Source organism: Roseovarius litoreus (genome assembly GCF_900142765.1).
Lineage (GTDB): Bacteria > Pseudomonadota > Alphaproteobacteria > Rhodobacterales > Rhodobacteraceae > Roseovarius > Roseovarius litoreus.
The window spans coordinates 625971-642260 of the sequence record NZ_FRCB01000001.1; the positions used below are offsets into that span (position 1 = coordinate 625971).

The 16290-nt window shown below is 65.4% G+C and carries 14 protein-coding genes; 7 read left to right on the top strand and 7 right to left on the bottom strand.

The features are described 5' to 3' along the window. Positions 1 to 201 precede the first annotated feature (201 nt). Positions 202 to 1542 carry a phosphoglucosamine mutase gene (gene glmM / locus F3H35_RS03070; protein WP_149778162.1) on the top strand — a complete coding sequence of 447 codons (1341 nt, stop codon included), beginning with the start codon at positions 202 to 204 and terminating at the stop codon, positions 1540 to 1542. 96 nt (positions 1543 to 1638) lie between these two features. Next, positions 1639 to 3084, top strand: a complete 1446-nt coding sequence (locus F3H35_RS03075; RefSeq protein WP_149778163.1) for a mannose-1-phosphate guanylyltransferase/mannose-6-phosphate isomerase — start codon at positions 1639 to 1641, stop codon at positions 3082 to 3084. A gap of 4 nt (positions 3085 to 3088) precedes the next feature. On the opposite strand, the gene F3H35_RS03080 is transcribed toward F3H35_RS03075, so the two are convergent. Continuing rightward, positions 3089 to 3814 (bottom strand): UTRA domain-containing protein, encoded by a 726-nt coding sequence (locus tag F3H35_RS03080; RefSeq protein ID WP_149778164.1) that lies wholly within the window; start codon positions 3812 to 3814, stop codon positions 3089 to 3091. Next, on the bottom strand, positions 3811 to 5187 hold the full coding sequence (locus F3H35_RS03085; protein ID WP_149778165.1) for a formimidoylglutamate deiminase: 1377 nt from the start codon (positions 5185 to 5187) through the stop codon (positions 3811 to 3813). Before F3H35_RS03085 ends, F3H35_RS03080 begins: the two co-directional genes overlap by 4 nt. 80 nt (positions 5188 to 5267) lie before the next feature. Between F3H35_RS03085 and hutI the strand changes: the two genes are divergently transcribed. The 4 genes from hutI to hutU all read left to right on the top strand — a co-directional run bounded on the left by hutI (position 5268) and on the right by hutU (position 10543). After that, positions 5268 to 6458: an imidazolonepropionase gene (hutI, locus tag F3H35_RS03090; protein ID WP_149778166.1), complete on the top strand. Its 1191-nt coding sequence runs from the start codon at positions 5268 to 5270 to the stop codon at positions 6456 to 6458. Then, on the top strand, positions 6455 to 7981 hold the full coding sequence (gene hutH / locus F3H35_RS03095; RefSeq protein WP_149778167.1) for a histidine ammonia-lyase: 1527 nt from the start codon (positions 6455 to 6457) through the stop codon (positions 7979 to 7981). The genes hutI and hutH overlap by 4 nt, the downstream gene beginning before the upstream one ends. A 103-nt stretch (positions 7982 to 8084) precedes the next feature. Next, positions 8085 to 8879, top strand: coding sequence for an N-formylglutamate deformylase (hutG, locus tag F3H35_RS03100; protein ID WP_149778168.1), 795 nt, complete (start codon positions 8085 to 8087; stop codon positions 8877 to 8879). Continuing rightward, positions 8876 to 10543: a urocanate hydratase gene (gene hutU / locus F3H35_RS03105; protein ID WP_149778169.1), complete on the top strand. Its 1668-nt coding sequence runs from the start codon at positions 8876 to 8878 to the stop codon at positions 10541 to 10543. Before hutG ends, hutU begins: the two co-directional genes overlap by 4 nt. Before the next feature lie 85 nt (positions 10544 to 10628). Here the strand turns inward: hutU and F3H35_RS03110 are convergent, their stop codons facing one another. From F3H35_RS03110 to F3H35_RS03120, 3 genes are all read right to left on the bottom strand, one after another. Then, positions 10629 to 11915 carry an ABC transporter substrate-binding protein gene (locus F3H35_RS03110; protein WP_149778170.1) on the bottom strand — a complete coding sequence of 429 codons (1287 nt, stop codon included), beginning with the start codon at positions 11913 to 11915 and terminating at the stop codon, positions 10629 to 10631. A gap of 96 nt (positions 11916 to 12011) precedes the next feature. Further along, a complete protein-coding gene (locus F3H35_RS03115) occupies positions 12012 to 13397 on the bottom strand; it encodes a hypothetical protein (RefSeq protein ID WP_149778171.1) in 1386 nt (461 codons plus the stop codon). Between the two features lie 100 nt (positions 13398 to 13497). Beyond that, positions 13498 to 14358 carry an SDR family oxidoreductase gene (locus F3H35_RS03120; RefSeq protein WP_149778172.1) on the bottom strand — a complete coding sequence of 287 codons (861 nt, stop codon included), beginning with the start codon at positions 14356 to 14358 and terminating at the stop codon, positions 13498 to 13500. Between the two features lie 133 nt (positions 14359 to 14491). Between F3H35_RS03120 and F3H35_RS03125 the strand changes: the two genes are divergently transcribed. Then, positions 14492 to 14977, top strand: coding sequence for a lytic transglycosylase domain-containing protein (locus F3H35_RS03125; protein ID WP_188129845.1), 486 nt, complete (start codon positions 14492 to 14494; stop codon positions 14975 to 14977). A 109-nt stretch (positions 14978 to 15086) separates the two neighbouring features. On the opposite strand, the gene F3H35_RS03130 is transcribed toward F3H35_RS03125, so the two are convergent. Next, complete coding sequence (locus F3H35_RS03130; protein ID WP_149778174.1) at positions 15087 to 15845, bottom strand: class II aldolase and adducin N-terminal domain-containing protein; 759 nt, start codon at positions 15843 to 15845, stop codon at positions 15087 to 15089. Then, positions 15842 to 16288, bottom strand: coding sequence for a VOC family protein (locus tag F3H35_RS03135; protein ID WP_149778175.1), 447 nt, complete (start codon positions 16286 to 16288; stop codon positions 15842 to 15844). Before F3H35_RS03135 ends, F3H35_RS03130 begins: the two co-directional genes overlap by 4 nt. Between the last annotated feature and the right edge of the window lie 2 nt (positions 16289 to 16290).

Sequence of the window (16290 nt, forward strand, 5' to 3'; positions counted from 1 at the left end):
CCTGCACACAGGTTCTTAATGCCGCCCGGCGGCGGACGCGTCAATCACAGATCACGGGGTGGATCGGCAACCGTGGCGAGAAAACCAGAGCACGGCAGCGGATGGCCGACCGACACCTTGGCCATTGGACAGGGACGCATGGCACAGCTATGGAGAAACCCGAAGATGCCAATGGCAGGACAGACACGAAGGACGCAAAGCATGTCCCAGAAACTATTCGGCACCGACGGTGTGCGCGGACGGGCCAACAGCTGGCCGATGACGGCAGAAATCGCGCTGAAGCTGGGGGCTGCGGCAGGGCGTTATTTCCGGCGCGACACGCAGGAGCACCGGGTGGTCATCGGCAAGGACACACGGCTGTCGGGCTACATGATCGAGAACGCGCTGACGGCGGGCTTTACCTCGACGGGGATGAACGTGTTCCTGCTGGGGCCGATGCCGACACCGGCGATCGGATACCTAACGCACGGTTTGCGCGCCGATGTGGGGGTGATGATCTCGGCCAGTCACAACCCGGCATCGGATAACGGGATCAAGTTCTTCGGACCGGATGGCTTCAAGCTGAGCGACGAGGCAGAGGCCGGGATCGAGGCGCTGATGAATGAAGGCGTACAGGCCGCCGCCCCGGAGAATATCGGGCGGGCCAAGCGCTTTGACGATGCCATGGGCCGGTATGTGGAATATGCCAAGACCACCTTTCCATCCCGGCGCCGTCTGGACGGGCTGCGGATCGTGGTGGATTGCGCCAATGGCGCCGCCTACAAGACCGCACCCGCCGTTCTGTGGGAGCTTGGCGCCGAGGTGATCTCGATCGGCGTGGAGCCGGACGGGTCCAATATCAACCGCAACTGCGGCTCGACCCATCCCGAGGCCGCCGCCAAGAAGGTGATCGAGACCCGCGCCGATATCGGCATCTGCCTTGATGGCGACGCGGATCGCGTGGTGCTGATCGACGAAAAGGGCCAGATCGCCGATGGGGATCAGATCATGGGTCTGATCGCGGGGCGGTGGCATCAGGAAGGCCGGTTGGCGGGCGATGCGCTGGTGGCCACGGTGATGTCGAACCTCGGGCTGGAGCGGTATCTGAACGACCGGGGCATCGACATGAAGCGGACGGCGGTCGGCGATCGCTATGTCGTGGAGGCGATGCGCGCGGGCGGGCATTCGCTTGGCGGCGAGCAGTCGGGCCATATCGTGATGACGGATTACGCCACCACCGGAGACGGGCTGATCGGGGCGCTGCAATTTCTGGCCTGCATGGTCGAGACCGGCCAGAAGGCCAGCACGCTGGCGCATGTCTTCGATCCGGTGCCGCAAAAGCTTATCAATCTGCGCTATGAATCCGGCAAGGCGCCCCTGGAGGCCGAGGCCGTGAAAGAGGCCATCGCCAAGGGCGAGAAGGCGCTTGGCCGCGACGGGCGACTGCTGATCCGCAAATCGGGGACGGAGCCCTTGATCCGGGTCATGGCCGAGGCGGTGGACCCCGCCATGCTGGACAAGGTTCTGAATGATGTGGTGGCCGCGGTGCAGAAGGAATGCTGACGAGCGGCCCTCAGATTGCCCGCGATACGCCCTTGGCTTGCCCAAAAGACCGGGCAAGACTGCGGCGAGATAGACATTCGGCAAGGTAAAAGACAGATGCACGCGATTACACCGGTTATTCTTTGTGGCGGATCAGGCACGCGGCTTTGGCCATTGTCGCGCAAGAGCTATCCCAAGCAGTTCGCGCGGATCATGGGCGACGAAAGCCTGTTGCAGGGCTGTGCCCGGCGTCTGAGCGGGCAAGGCGAGGGGCTGGACTTCGCGCCGCCCATGGTGCTGACCAATGCCGATTTCCGCTTCATGGTGACCGAGCAGCTGCTGGAGGCGGGGATCGATCCCGGCCCGGTGCTGATCGAGCCGGAGGCACGCAACACCGCCCCCGCCGTTCTGGCCGCGGCACTGCATCTGGCCAAGGACAGCCCCGATGCGCTGATGCTGGTGGCGCCCTCGGATCACGTGATCCCCGACACGAGCGCCTTTCATGCCGCCATCGCCAAAGGCGCCGAGGCCGCGCGCGACGGGCGGCTGGTGACCTTCGGGATCGCGCCCACGCATCCCGAGACCGGCTATGGCTATCTGGATCTGGGCGATGCGCCGGACGGAACCGGAGCGGCGATGCCGCTGCGGCGCTTTGTGGAAAAGCCAGACCTTGAGACGGCAAAAACGATGCTGGAGGCCGGGACCTATCTGTGGAACGCGGGGATTTTCCTGTTCGCGGCGCGCGATATCATCGCGGCCTTCGAGGCCCATGCACCGGGCCTTGTGGCGCCGGTGCGCGCGGCGGTGGAGAAGGCCCGCGCCGATCTGGGCTTTTTGCGGCTCGACCCAGAAGACTGGGCCGGGGCGGACAGTATTTCGGTCGATTTCGCGGTGATGGAGCGGGCGGACAACCTGTCGGTGGTGCCCTATGCGCATCACTGGTCGGACCTTGGAAGCTGGGCCGCCGTCCAGCAGGAGGCCGGGGCGGATGAGAATGGCGTGACCCTGTCGGGGCCGGCCACGGCGATCGACTGCGAAGGCAGTCTGATCCGGTCGGAAAGCGAGGGGCTCGAGGTTGTGGGGCTTGGCCTGAAGAACACGCTGGTGGTGGCGATGCCCGACGCGGTGCTGGTGGCCGATATGGCGCGCACGCAGGATGTGGGCGCGGTGGTCAAGGCGCTGCGCGCCAAGGGCGTGGCGCAGGCGGACAGCTTTGCCCGCGATCACCGGCCCTGGGGCTATTTCGAGACACTCGCCCTGTCGGGCCGCTTCCAGGTGAAACGCATCGTGGTCAAGCCGGGTGCGGCGCTGAGCCTGCAAAGCCATGTGCATCGGGCCGAGCATTGGATCGTTGTGTCGGGGACAGCGAAGGTGACGATCGACGACACTGTCAAGCTGGTGAGCGAGAACGAGTCGGTCTATGTCCCGCTTGGCGCGGTGCACCGGATGGAGAACCCCGGCAAGGTGCCGATGACCCTGATCGAGGTGCAGACCGGCAGTTACCTCGGCGAGGATGACATCATCCGCTACGAAGATGTCTATGCCCGCGAGAGTGACGATTGAGGCATCAGGACGCGGCGCGCGGATCGGCGGACATGCCGCCAATCACACTGTGGATGCTGTAGCCCGGCGCATATATCAGGCGCACAACGGTGATTGCCCGCGTGTGATCCCAAGTGACACGCGTGATGGCGAATACCGGCGTTCCGGGCGCGGTGCTCAGCAACTCCGCCTGACTGTCGCTTGCGGCCTCGGCGGAAAAGGCGATGTCACCATGCGTGAAGGGCGCATAAGCGAGCAGCCATTCATTGGCGCTGACCCGGTCGAACGGCGCGTCATGGGCGGCGGGCACGGTGGACAGGCTGATCCAGCGATCCTCGACCACGTAAGGCGCGCCATCGGCGCTGTGCAGCGCGGTGAGATGCAAAGCCGGGCCCGGCCCGAGCGTGGCGCGCGGCCCGGCGGGAGGGGGGGCAAGGCTGCGTTCAAGCAGGCTGTAGCCATAGGCGTGGCCCCGATCCTCGATCTCGCGGCGGATGACGGGGATCTCGACGGTGGCGCGGCTGACCGGGTGCAGCGCCACACGGGTGCCGGCTTTGCGGCGGCGTTCCAGCAGACCGGCCTCGGCCAGAGCGCGCAGGGCGCGGTTGACGGTGGCGCGCGCGCAGCCGAATTCCCGGGCCAGATCCACCTCGCCGGGAATGACATGGCCCGGGGGCCAGTCACGGGCGTGGATGCGGCGCAGAACCTCGTCCTGGATCGCCTGCCAGCCTTTGGGGGGAGGTCCGCTCATAGCACGCCGCGCAAGGGTTTCATGGCCTGCACATACGCGGCGGTGATCCGGTCGCGCGCCTGGTGGCGGCCATCCTGCACCACGTGGCGGCCTGCGGCCCAGACATCGCGCACCAGCGCGTCGGAGCCTGCAAAGATCCAGCAATCCAGAAGCGTGTCGCCGGTCTGATCGCGCAGGTCGATATGAGAGGCGTCCAGCGCCGTCAGATCGGCCAGCATGCCCGGCGCGATCTGTCCGCTGTCGCGGCCAGCGGCCTGTGCCCCACCGGCGCAGATCGCATCGAAGAGCCGCCGGCCGGTGCTGTGCGCAGGCGTGGCAAGGGCGGCGCGGGAGTGATCACGCAGGCGTTGGGAATAGTCCAGCGTGCGCAGTTCTTCGGACAGGGCGATGCGGATGTTGGAATCCGAGCCGATGGCAATGCGCCCGCCAGCCCCCATCCAGCGCACGGCGTCGAATATCCCGTCGCCGAGGCTCGATTCGGTGATCGGGCAAAGGCCCGCGACCGCCCCGGTTTCGGCCAGAGCCACGGTTTCATGCGGCTGCATCTGGGTGCAGTGGATCAGGCACCATTGCCCATCCACCGGCGCATGATCGAGCAGCCACTCGACGGGGCGCGCGCCGAGGGCGGCCTTGACCTCGTCGACCTCGGCCAGCTGTTCGGCAAGATGCATATGCACCGGTCCGCCCTGCGCCAGATCGGAGGCACGGGCGATATCACCGGGGCTGACAGCGCGAAGGCTGTGCGGCGCCACACCGAGCCGCGCATCGGTCGGCAGGACCCTGAGGGCCGCGCGGCTGTCTTCCAGAAGGCGCGCGAAGCGGTCGGGATCGTTGCCGAAACGGATCTGACCAGCAGTCAGGGCACGACGGTCGCAGCCGCCGAACTGGTACTGCACCGGCAAGAGCGTCAGGCCGATCCCGGTGTCCTGTGCCGCGGCGATGATGCGCTGCGCCATTTCGGACAGATCGTCATAGGGCACGCCGCCCGGCGCGTGATGCAGGTAATGAAATTCGACATTGGTGGCATAGCCCGCTTCGAGCATTTCCATCTGCACAAGCGCCGCGATGGCCTGCACCTGATCGGGGTCGAGCCGGTCGAGAAAGCGATACATCAGCTTGCGCCATGTCCAGAAACTGTCGCGAGGATCGGCGCCGCGCGTTTCAGTAAGCCCCGCCATGGCGCGTTGGAAGGCATGGGAATGCGCATTGGCGGGCGCAGGCAGAAGAATGCCGGTGCGAGTTCCCTGATCGGCGGCGGTGGGGGGCTGGCCCGGTGTGACATCCGCGATGCGCCCCGCGCCGTCGATGCGGATCGCCACGTCACGCACCCATCCGATAGGCAGCAAGGCCTGCTCTGCCCAGATCATCGTCATCGCCACGTCCTGTCTTGACCCGATTAATATGTCTATACATAATTCCATGAAGCGACTCGCAAATCAACAGGGTTCCCGGGATGCTTCTGACGAATGCGACTGTGGCCACCATGCAGGGCGGCACGGCCTATGGTCTGATCGACCGGGCCGCGATCGCGCTGGAAAAGGGCGTGATCCAATGGGTCGGACCGATGGATCAGGTGCCCGCCGAATTTGCGGGGCCGGGCGATGATCTGGAGGGACGGCTGGTGACACCGGCGCCGATCGATTGTCACACCCATATCGTGCATGGCGGCAATCGCGCGGGCGAGTTCGAGATGCGCCTTGGCGGGGCCACCTATGAAGAGATCGCGAAGGCGGGCGGCGGCATCGTATCGACCGTGCGGGCCACACGCGCGGAGGACGAAGACGGGCTTCTGAAAGGCGCGCTGCGCTTTGCCGATGCGCTGATCGCCGAGGGCGTGTCGGTGATCGAGGTCAAGTCAGGCTATGGTCTGGATATCGAGACCGAGTTGAAGATGCTGCGCGTGGCGCGGCGGATCGCGGATCTGCGCGCGGTGCGGATCAGAACCTCGTTTCTGGGGGCGCATGCGATCCCCGAGGACATGAAGGACCGGCCCGACACCTATCTGACGGAAATCTGCCTGCCTGCGCTCAAGCAGGCGGCGGCCGAAGGGCTGGTGGATGCGGTGGACGGGTTCTGCGAGCGCATCGCCTTTGACACCGCGCAGATCGCGCGGCTGTTCGAGCAGGCGCGCGCCCTTGGTCTGCCGGTCAAGCTTCATGCCGAACAGCTGAACCATTCGGGGGGCACGCATCTTGCGGCGCGCCATGGCGCGCTGTCGGCGGATCACGTGGAATATGCCACCGATGAGGATGCAGCGGCACTGGCCGAGGCCGGCAGCGTGGCGGTGCTGCTGCCCGGTGCCTTCTACACGTTGCACGAGACACAAGCGCCGCCCGTGGCGGCGTTTCGCAAGCATGGCGTGCCGATGGCGCTGGCCACGGATTGCAACCCCGGCTCGTCGCCGATGGCGTCGATCCTGCTGGCGATGAACATGGGCTGCACCCTGTTCGGCCTGACCGCAGAGGAGGCGTTGGCCGGTGTGACGCGTCATGCAGCACAGGCGCTCGGGCTGGAGGATTGCGGCGTGATCGCCCCCGGCAAGCGCGCCGATCTGGCGGTCTGGGATGCCGAACAGCCTGCCGAGCTTCCCTATCGCATCGGGTTCAACCCGCTGCACCGGCGGATCTTCGGGGGTGTGGGATGACCGAAACGCTCGTGCCGGGCGCCGTGACGCTGGCGCAACTCGACAGGATCTGGCGCAAGGGTCTGCCGGCAAGGCTGGATCGTGGCTGCCGGGGGCAGGTCGAGGCGGCGGCAGAGATTGTGCGCAAGGCCGCCGAAGGTGATGCGGCGGTTTACGGTGTGAACACCGGTTTCGGGAAGCTTGCCAGCGTCCGTATTCCCGCCGATCAGACCGCGACGCTGCAGCGCAACCTGATCCCGTCGCATTGCTGCGGCGTGGGCGAGGCGCTGGACCATGCGACCACCCGGCTGATGATGGTGCTCAAGCTGATTTCGCTTGGTCGCGGCGCATCGGGTGTCGACTGGCGCATGATCGAGATGATCGAGGCGATGCTGGAACGCGATGTGACGCCGGTCGTGCCGGATCAGGGATCGGTCGGCGCGTCGGGCGATCTGGCGCCGCTGGCGCATATGGCGGCGGTGATGATCGGCGAAGGCGAGGCATGGGTCGATGACACCCGCCTGCCCGGGGCCGAGGCGCTGAGGCGGGCGGGGCTCGCGCCCATCGTGCTTGGCCCCAAGGAGGGGCTGGCACTGATCAACGGCACGCAGTTTTCCACCGCTTGCGCGCTGACCGGGCTGTGGGGCGCGTGGCGTAATCTGGAGAACAGCATCGTCACGGCGGCGCTGTCGACCGATGCGATCATGGGATCGACCGCGCCTCTGGTGGCGGAGATCCACGCCCTGCGCGGTCATCGCGGGCAGATCATGGCGGCCCGCGCGCAACGCGAGCTGATGGAGGGCAGCGCAATCCGCGAAAGCCACCGCGACAGCGATACCCGCGTGCAGGATCCCTATTGCATCCGCTGTCAGGCGCAGGTCAGCGGCGCGGCGCTCGACCTGTTGATCCGGGCGGGCGAGACGCTGGAGATCGAAGCGAATGCGGTGACCGACAACCCGCTGGTTCTGGTTGCGGAGGAGCGGATCGTCTCGGGCGGGAATTTCCATGCCGAGCCGGTGGGTTTCGCCGCCGATCAGATCGCGCTGGCCATCGCCGAGATCGGCGCCATCGCGCAGCGCCGGGTGGCGCTGATGGTGGACCCCAACCTGAGTTGCGACCTGCCGCCCTTCCTGACGCCGGAGCCGGGGCTGAATTCGGGGCTGATGATCGCCGAGGTCACCACCGCGGCGTTGATGAGCGAGAACAAGCATCTGGCCAACCCCTGCAGCACCGACAGCACCCCCACGAGCGCCAACCAGGAGGACCATGTGAGCATGGCCGCCCATGCCGCGCGGCGGCTGGCGCGGATGAACGGCAATCTGGGCACGATCCTTGGCGTCGAGGCGATCTGTGGCGCGCAGGGCATCGGCTTTCGCGCGCCGCTGACCACCAGCCCGCCGCTGCAGCGCGTTATCGCAAGGCTGCGCGAGGCGGTGCCGGCGCTGGAGGCGGACCGCTATCTTGCGCCCGACCTGGCCTCGGCGGCCGCGTTGATCCGGGACGGCGATCTGATCGCGGCGGCGGGGCTGGAGCTTGTGCCATGAGCGGGCCGGGCACAAGCTTGCATGCGAAGAGAGGGGCCCTGCCCCTCTTGGCCTGCGGCCAATTCACCCCGGGGTATTTGACCCAAGAAGAAGGAGCAACGGGATGCAGCCTGTCGACGTGAAGCGCGGTGATGGTCCGGTGGTTCTGGGCCTGCCGCATACGGGCACATATGTGCCGCAGGATATCCGGACGCGGCTGAATGAAAGAGGCCGCGCTCTGGCCGATACGGATTGGAACATTCACAAGCTCTATGACGGGCTGCTGGAGGGTGCGACCACGGTGCGCGCGACCTTCCACCGCTATGTGATCGACGCCAATCGCGATCCGTCGGGGGAGAGCCTTTATCCCGGGCAGAACACCACCGGGCTTGTGCCGCTGACGGATTTCGACGGGGAGCCGATCTGGAACGAGGCGCCATCGGGCGGTGAGGTGGAGCATCGGCGCGAGACATGGCACGCCCCCTATCACGCGGCGCTATGGGAGGAGTTGGACCGCGTGCGGCACCGGCACGGCGTTGCGGTGCTGTATGATTGCCACTCGATCCGGTCGCGCATTCCGTTCCTGTTCGAAGGCACGCTGCCGGATTTCAACATCGGCACCAATGGCGGCACGACCTGCGCGCCCGCGATCACGGCGGCGGTCGAAGAGGTCTGCCGCGCGGCGCAAGGATACACGAGCGTGGTCGATGGCCGCTTCAAGGGGGGCTGGACCACGCGCCATTACGGGCGGCCCGAAGAGGGGCTGCACGCGATCCAGATGGAGCTCGCGCAATCCGCCTATATGAGCGAGGCGCCGCCATGGCCCTATCTGCATGAGCGCGCCGACGCGCTGCGCCCGCATCTTGCCGCCATCCTGCAGCGTATCGAGCGGCTTGCCCTGGGAGGCGCGTTGACATGAGCACGCCCCGCCACAACATCCGCGACATTTATCCTGACACCGGGTCCGGGATCACCGCCAAGCACTGGGTCACCGAAGCGCCGATGCGGATGCTGATGAACAACCTGCATCCCGATGTCGCCGAGAACCCGCATGAGCTGGTGGTTTATGGCGGGATCGGGCGCGCGGCGCGGACATGGGAGGATTTCGACCGGATCGTCGCCACGCTGAAAACGCTGGAAGAGGACGAAACCCTGCTGGTGCAATCGGGCAAGCCGGTGGGGGTGTTCCGCACCCACAAGGACGCGCCACGCGTGCTGATCGCCAACTCGAATCTCGTGCCGCATTGGGCCACCTGGGAGCATTTCAGCGAGCTCGATCGCAAGGGGCTGATGATGTATGGCCAGATGACCGCCGGGTCATGGATCTATATCGGCAGCCAGGGCATCGTGCAGGGCACCTATGAGACCTTCGTCGAGGCGGGGCGCCAGCATTATGGCGGCGATCTGAAGGGGCGGTGGATCCTGACGGCAGGGCTTGGCGGCATGGGCGGCGCGCAGCCGCTGGCGGCGGTCATGGCCGGAGCCTGCTGCCTCGCGGTGGAATGTGACGAGAGCCGCGCCGCGTTTCGCAAGCGCACGCGCTATGTCGATGAAATCACCCATGATCTGGACGAGGCGCTGGCGATGATCGACCGCTGGACCAAGGCGGGCGAAGCGAAATCCGTGGGGCTGATCGGCAATGCCGCGGATGTCTTTCCCGAACTGGTGCGGCGCGGCATGCGCCCCGATATCGTCACCGACCAGACCAGCGCCCATGATCCGGTGCATGGCTATCTGCCGCAAGGCTGGAGCGTGGCCGAATGGCGCGCGAAGCAGGAGAGCGACCCCAAGGCGGTGGAGCGCGCCGCACGCACCAGCATGTGCACCCATGTCCGGGCGATGGTGGATTTCTGGCGCGCCGGGGTGCCGACACTGGATTACGGCAACAACATCCGGCAGGTGGCCAAGGAGGAAGGGCTGGAGGATGCCTTTGCCTTTCCGGGTTTCGTGCCCGCCTATATCCGGCCGCTGTTCTGTCGGGGGATCGGGCCGTTTCGCTGGTGCGCGCTGTCGGGCGATCCCGAGGACATCTATCGCACCGATGCCAAGGTGAAGGAGCTGATCGCGGACCCGCATCTGCATAACTGGCTGGACATGGCGCGCGAGCGGATCGCCTTTCAGGGGTTGCCGGCGCGGATCTGCTGGGTGGGTCTGGGGCTGCGGCACAAGCTGGGGCTGGCCTTCAACGAGATGGTGCGCAATGGCGAGGTGTCGGCGCCGTTGGTGATCGGGCGCGATCACCTGGATTCGGGGTCGGTCGCGTCGCCCAACCGCGAGACCGAGGCGATGCTGGACGGCTCGGACGCAGTGAGCGACTGGCCGCTGCTGAACGCCTTGCTGAACACCGCGAGCGGCGCGACATGGGTCAGCCTGCATCATGGCGGCGGCGTGGGCATGGGCTTCAGCCAGCATTCCGGCATGGTGATCTGTTGCGATGGCAGCGAGGACGCCAACCGGCGCATCGAACGCGTGCTTTGGAACGATCCGGCAACCGGCGTCATGCGCCATGCCGATGCAGGCTATGAGATCGCGATCGACTGTGCGCGGGAACACGGGCTTACCCTGCCGGGTATCCTGAAATGACCATCGCACTGCATCCCGGGCTGGGCAGCCGGCTATGCGACCGGCAACACGATGGCGCAACGGCCGCCGGATCGCCGCTCTGCGATCAGAGCGGCTGCGTGGTGTAATCCACCTCGTCGGGATAGAGCGTATCCTCGATCGAAGTGGTGTGCACCTTGACCAGTTTGCCGCCTTCGACGCGCGAGATATACTGATGGCCGAACACCTGATGGGTCTTGCCGTTGAAGATCTTGGCGCCCTGCGGATGTTCGCGCGACTGGGGAATGTCGGTCATCGCCTCGACCGCCTCGATCAGCGCCGGGCGATCGGCAGGGCCGCGATAGCCTGCGGCTTCCATGCCTGCCTTGACGGTATAGAGCGTCTCCCAGCATCCGAACATATGGGCATATGTCGAGATGTCCGACGGATCGGTGACCGAGGCCCCGCGGGCATCCACGCCGACCTGTTCGCGATAGAACTTGTCATGCTCGGATTGATCGGGCTGTGCGTGGCGCGGCATGCCTTCCCAGAAATAGGTGCCTTCCAGAAATTCGAGACCGGGACTGTCGATTGCCACCGCTTCGAGACTGTCGATGAAGCCGAACATCTCGGGACGGGAGGGGCCGAAAAATTCGCCCAGTTCCTTGACGAAGGTCAGAACGGCGGGACCGACCATGACGTGATAAACCACCTCGGTCTCGCGGGGGATCTTGGGGAAATACCGGGTGAACGAGGTTTCAGCCGGGGGGATGGCGATATGTTCGAGAACCTGACCGCCCTGTTCCTCGATCGCGGCTGTGAAGAAATCCCTGTGGTCATGGCCGAAGGCGAAATCGGGAAACACCATCGTGACCTTCTTGCCGAGGTTGGAGGCCACGAAAGGCGCCATCGCCTTGACCTGACTTTTCACGTCGGTGATGCCGGGCTGGAGCGTGTAGCGGTTGAGCATGCCCGAGGCCACGTGATGCCCTTCGGAGACCACGAAATAGGGCAGTTTCAACTCGCCCGCGCGGGGGGCGGAGCCGATCACGACATGCGAGAACAGCGTGCCGAAACCGATATCGCATTTGTGCTGCGTGGCGAATTTCTCGACCACTTCGGCACCGCGCTTGGGGTCGGTGCCGTCATCCTCGGCCACGATCTCGACCGGGCGGCCATTGATGCCGCCGGACTCGTTGATGAGTTTCACGGCGGCTTGCGTGGTGCGGTCATACCAGCGGCCATAGGCGGCGCCGATGCCGGTGCGATGGACCTGAAAGCCGATGCGGATCGGCTCGGCGGTCTGCGCATGGGTGTAACGCGCCCAGAGAGGCAGGCTTGCAGCCCCGATGGCGCCACCGGCGAGCGTGCTGAGCGCGGCGCGGCGCGTCGGTCCTTTTGGGGGTGTCGGCATGGTCGGATCCTCCCGGTCTGGGCATATTGGGCGCAAATGGCCTCATGCGCCCGAGTGTGCGAAGCGAAGGTGGGCTTGTCCAGACCATTTAGCGGGTCACATCCCGCGCGGTGACGCCAGAAGCCAAAGCCCGAAGACCGTATAGCCGATCATGAACAGCGCCAGCGGCGCCTGCCCCATCACCGCGCGCCATGTGCTGCCATGTCCACGCACCGCCAGCGCATGGGCCAGCAGGATCGCGATGACATGGCCGATCACCACAGCCCCGGCCTGTGTCAGCCAGATCGCCTTGACGGTGCCCGGGGTGTTGAAAAAGCCGGTGGTCACGAAAAACGGCCCCAGCCCCAGAAGATCCGCACCACGCCCAAGGGGATCGGTCAGCGCCATCAGGACATATTGCCCATCGACCATCGCAGCGGTGAGGTAATGGGCCACATGATAGCCAAGAGCGATCGGCAGGATCGTGGGCGCGAAAAGGCAGAAGGCCTGTCGCAAGGGGCGGCCCGTGCCGGCGATACGCTCACCCAGCCACAGGCACAGGGCAAAGACCGCGATCAGGGCCGCATTGGCGATGAGCAATCCTGCGAGTGTCTGGAAGATGACAGCGGAGCGGCCGGGAAATTCCAGCGGGTTGAGGCCCAGAAGACCCATCCACCAGAATGTCTCGTTCAGGCCATCGAAGCTGCCGGTACCGAGAAGCGTGACGATGAAAAGCGCCAGCCCCAAGGATACCGGCGGAGCGGTCAGCACCTGCCAGCCCCACAGCCCCAAGGCGATGCGCCCGCGCACCCGACCGACAAGGCCCATGCGCGCATAGATGCGCATCAGGATCGTCAGCGCCTCGCCACGCAACAGCCAACGCGGACCAAAGAGCGTGATCCCCATCAGCGTCAGATACCAGTAGCCCCCGGCAAAGATCGCCAGCCTGTGCGGATCGGCAGGCGCGGGATCAGCCAGAAGAAACCCCGCGAAGGCCAGAAAGATCACGATCCCCGGCAGATGCCCAAGCCGCGACGGATAGCGCAGCAAGGACCGCGATCCGGTCAGGCGCGCGAGAATCGCGGTGGGGCCGGTCCAGGGGTTCGTCCAGCGCCAGTGATTGCCGATCAGACCTTGCAACGACACCAGCCCGATCCACCACACCGTCCAGACAAAGAGCGGCAGCGGATTGACCAGAGGATCGCGCGGCCCGGCAAAACCGCGCCACACCAGAAACGCGAGAAACAGCGCAGAGAGGCAGCTTGTCAGGTGGTGGAGCGGAATATTGGGGCGCGGGATCAGCGGCAAGGGCCGAAACAGCCGTGCCGCCACCCAGGCCGGAAGTGCTGCGAGCAGCGCGACCGTCAGCGCCACGCTCGCCACACCTGCCGAGATGTAGATATCGGTGGGCAGCAACAGCACGAACCCCTGCTCGGAAGCATGGGCCAAGACAAGGCCGGGCAGCAGGAGAAGGGACAGGGTTATGACGATCAGGTTGCGCATGACGGGTCCGGTGGCGAGATCCTCAGCCTAGTGACAAACCCGTGGCGTGCCATGAGATAAATCATCTCAGCCGGTCCTGGGGCGGACCTGCGCACCCGTCTCAGGCGCCGCCATCCTGCTCCAGCAAGGCGCGCAGGCCGGTGCGGTAATCGGGGTGGATCAGGGTGACGCCAAGCTCGTTTTTCATGCGGCTGTTGTCGACGCGTTTGGACTCGGCATAGAAACTGCGGGCCATCGGTGTCATGTCGGCCTCATCAAAGGGCACTTCGGGAGGCAGGGGCAGGCCCAGCAACTCGGCCGCGTGGCCGATCACGTCCTCAGGCGGCGCCGGATCGTCGTCGCAGACATTATAGGCCGCGCCGGGATTTGGCCGGTCGATCGAGGCCAGCAGAACCTGCGCGATATCATCGACATGGATGCGACTGAACACCTGACCGGGTTTCACGATGCGCTGCGCGGTGCCTTGCCGGACCTTTTCGAACGGGCCGCGACCGGGGCCATAGATGCCCGCCAGCCGGAAGATATGCAAAGGCAAGCCGGGAATGGCCTGCCATGCGGCTTCGGCATCCACACGCATCTTGCCGCGCCGGGTCGAGGGGGTGAGCGGCGTGTCCTCGGTCACCCAACCGCCCTGATGGTCGCCATAGACGCCGGTGGTCGAAAGATATCCCACCCACTCCAGCCGCGAAGCCATGGCCGCAATCCGGTCGCCACACTGGTTCAGCACCGGGTCGCCATCGGCATCGGGACCCGCGGAAATCAGGATATGGGTGGCGCTTTCGAGCGCCGCGGAGAGGTCGCCATCCGGCCACAGGATCGGGGTCACACCCTCGGACCTGAGCGCCTCGGCCTTGTCGGGGGAGCGGGTGGTGCCATGGATCGTCCAGCCCCGCGCCAGCAGCAGCGGCGACAAGGCGCGGGCCGAAAAGCCATGACCGAAGGAAAGAAGTGTCTTTGTCATGCGTCATGAATTGGCGATCCGGGCGGCAAAGGCAAGGGGCGGATGGGCGATCTTTCGCGGATCGCGAAACCGGGGCTGGTGCAGAGACGGCGCCCGGTGGCACTATGCGGCGCAGGGTCAATCTGGAGTTCCCATGCAGATGTTCAGCCGCCGTTCCGCCCTTGCCATTCTCTGCGCCACTGCGCTTTCGGGATGCGCCGCACGCGAAGTTCCGGTCACCGCCACGCAAGGCCCGACCGAGCCACCGCTTTATCCAAACGAAACGCCCGAGCTGCGCGCGCTCATCAACAAATATGCCGATCTGAACGAGGTGCCACGATCCCTCGTGCACCGCCTGGCGATCCGCGAGAGCACCCATCGGCCCTGGGCGCGCAACGGTCCGTATTACGGACTTCTGCAGATCCTGCCCCAAACCGCGCGTACGATGGGGTTTCGCGGCCAGCCCGACGATCTGCTGGATGCGGAAACCAACCTGAAATATGCCGTCAGATATCTGCGCGGCGCCTATCTGGTGGCCGATGGCGATCCGGACGCCGCAATCGGCTGGTATGCGCGCGGCTACTATTACGAAGCCAAGCGCAAGGGGCTGTTGGTGGAAACCGGACTGCGCCCGGCCTGAAGCGTTCCGTCTTTGACCTGAGGCATCAGCTAAAGGCGGAACGCGTGCAACGATTGACCGGAACACGGCATGTCGCGAAAATCTGTGAGCAGGTTTTCCGCAAAACGCTTCAGGCCGCGTAGTCCGAGCCTTCGGCATCCAGAATGGCCTTGAGTTCCGAAAGGTGCTTTTCGGCCTGTCCGGGATAATCCTCAAGCTCGCGCGCGGTTTTTTCGGCCACCTCGTCGGAGAGGATTCGCAGCTTCTGGCCCGTCTGCAGCGCGCGGATATAGGTCTCGGCGGCGCGTTCGAAATAATAGAGCCGGTTGAACGTATCGGCCACGCTGTCCCCGATGATCATGACACCGTGATTGCCCATGATCATCACCTTCTGCTTGGGGTCCGAGAACAGCGCGGCGCAACGCTCGCCCTCATCCTCGAAGGCCAGCCCGCCATAACCGTCATCGATCACGTAGCGGTTGAAAAAGGTGGCGCAGTTCTGGTCGATCGGCGGCAGCCTGCTGTCGGCCAGGCTGGCCAGCACGGTGGCATGGATCGAATGCACATGCATGGCGCAGCGCGCGTGCGGGCAGTGCCGGTGCAGGCCGCCATGCAGCCCCCAAGCGGTGGGATCGGGCGCGCCAGGTCGCGAGAGGGTGTCGGGATCGTTGGCATCCACCTCGATCAGATCGCTGGCCTTGATCCGGGCGAAATGCATCTGGTTGGGGTTCATCAGGAACCGCGTTCCATCCTCGTTGATCGACAGGCTGAAATGATTGGCCACCGCTTCGTGCATGTTCAGGCGCGCGGTCCAGCGGAAAGCGGCGGCAAGATCGACGCGCTCCTGCCAATGGTCGAGATTCGGGGCAAGCTGCGTGATGGCGGTCATGTCATGTCTCCTTCAGGATTGTCGGCAAGGGGGCGGGACGGCACCCAGGCATAGCCGTCCGCGCACAGGATATAGGCCTCTCGCAGACCATGCGGTTTGTCGGAAGGCGGCTGCAGCACGGTGCCTCCCGCTTCCTCGGCCCGGTCTGCGGCTGTGTCGGGATCGCAGTCATAAAGCCGGATTTCGATACCCGCCCCGCGCGGCGGATTCTCCGGCAAAAGGCCCGTGAGCGGATTGGAATGATAGGTGCCATCGGCATGAAGCTGCATCACGTTTCCGCCCTGCGCCACGATGGCGAAATCGGGACTGAGCCGGTGAATGGACAGCCCGAACACCTCGGACAGGAAACGGGCGCTGCGCGGCACATCCCGGACAAGGATATTGAAGCCGAACCCGCGCAACGAGGCGCCGAACGCCTCAGGCGTGACAGTTTCGTAATCCATGG

Excerpts from the sequence above, each read along its gene's own strand:
- glmM (WP_149778162.1), top strand. The coding sequence starts at position 202 with ATGTCCCAGAAACTATTCGGCACCGACGGTGTGCGCGGACGGGCCAAC.
- F3H35_RS03135 (WP_149778175.1), bottom strand. The coding sequence starts at position 16,288 with ATGGATTACGAAACTGTCACGCCTGAGGCGTTCGGCGCCTCGTTGCGC.
- F3H35_RS03120 (WP_149778172.1), bottom strand. The coding sequence starts at position 14,358 with ATGACAAAGACACTTCTTTCCTTCGGTCATGGCTTTTCGGCCCGCGCC.
- F3H35_RS03130 (WP_149778174.1), bottom strand. The coding sequence starts at position 15,845 with ATGACCGCCATCACGCAGCTTGCCCCGAATCTCGACCATTGGCAGGAG.
- F3H35_RS03115 (WP_149778171.1), bottom strand. The coding sequence starts at position 13,397 with ATGCGCAACCTGATCGTCATAACCCTGTCCCTTCTCCTGCTGCCCGGC.
- F3H35_RS03075 (WP_149778163.1), top strand. The coding sequence starts at position 1,639 with ATGCACGCGATTACACCGGTTATTCTTTGTGGCGGATCAGGCACGCGG.
- hutI (WP_149778166.1), top strand. The coding sequence starts at position 5,268 with ATGCTTCTGACGAATGCGACTGTGGCCACCATGCAGGGCGGCACGGCC.
- F3H35_RS03080 (WP_149778164.1), bottom strand. The coding sequence starts at position 3,814 with ATGAGCGGACCTCCCCCCAAAGGCTGGCAGGCGATCCAGGACGAGGTT.
- F3H35_RS03110 (WP_149778170.1), bottom strand. The coding sequence starts at position 11,915 with ATGCCGACACCCCCAAAAGGACCGACGCGCCGCGCCGCGCTCAGCACG.
- hutG (WP_149778168.1), top strand. The coding sequence starts at position 8,085 with ATGCAGCCTGTCGACGTGAAGCGCGGTGATGGTCCGGTGGTTCTGGGC.
- F3H35_RS03085 (WP_149778165.1), bottom strand. The coding sequence starts at position 5,187 with ATGACGATGATCTGGGCAGAGCAGGCCTTGCTGCCTATCGGATGGGTG.
- F3H35_RS03125 (WP_188129845.1), top strand. The coding sequence starts at position 14,492 with ATGCAGATGTTCAGCCGCCGTTCCGCCCTTGCCATTCTCTGCGCCACT.
- hutH (WP_149778167.1), top strand. The coding sequence starts at position 6,455 with ATGACCGAAACGCTCGTGCCGGGCGCCGTGACGCTGGCGCAACTCGAC.
- hutU (WP_149778169.1), top strand. The coding sequence starts at position 8,876 with ATGAGCACGCCCCGCCACAACATCCGCGACATTTATCCTGACACCGGG.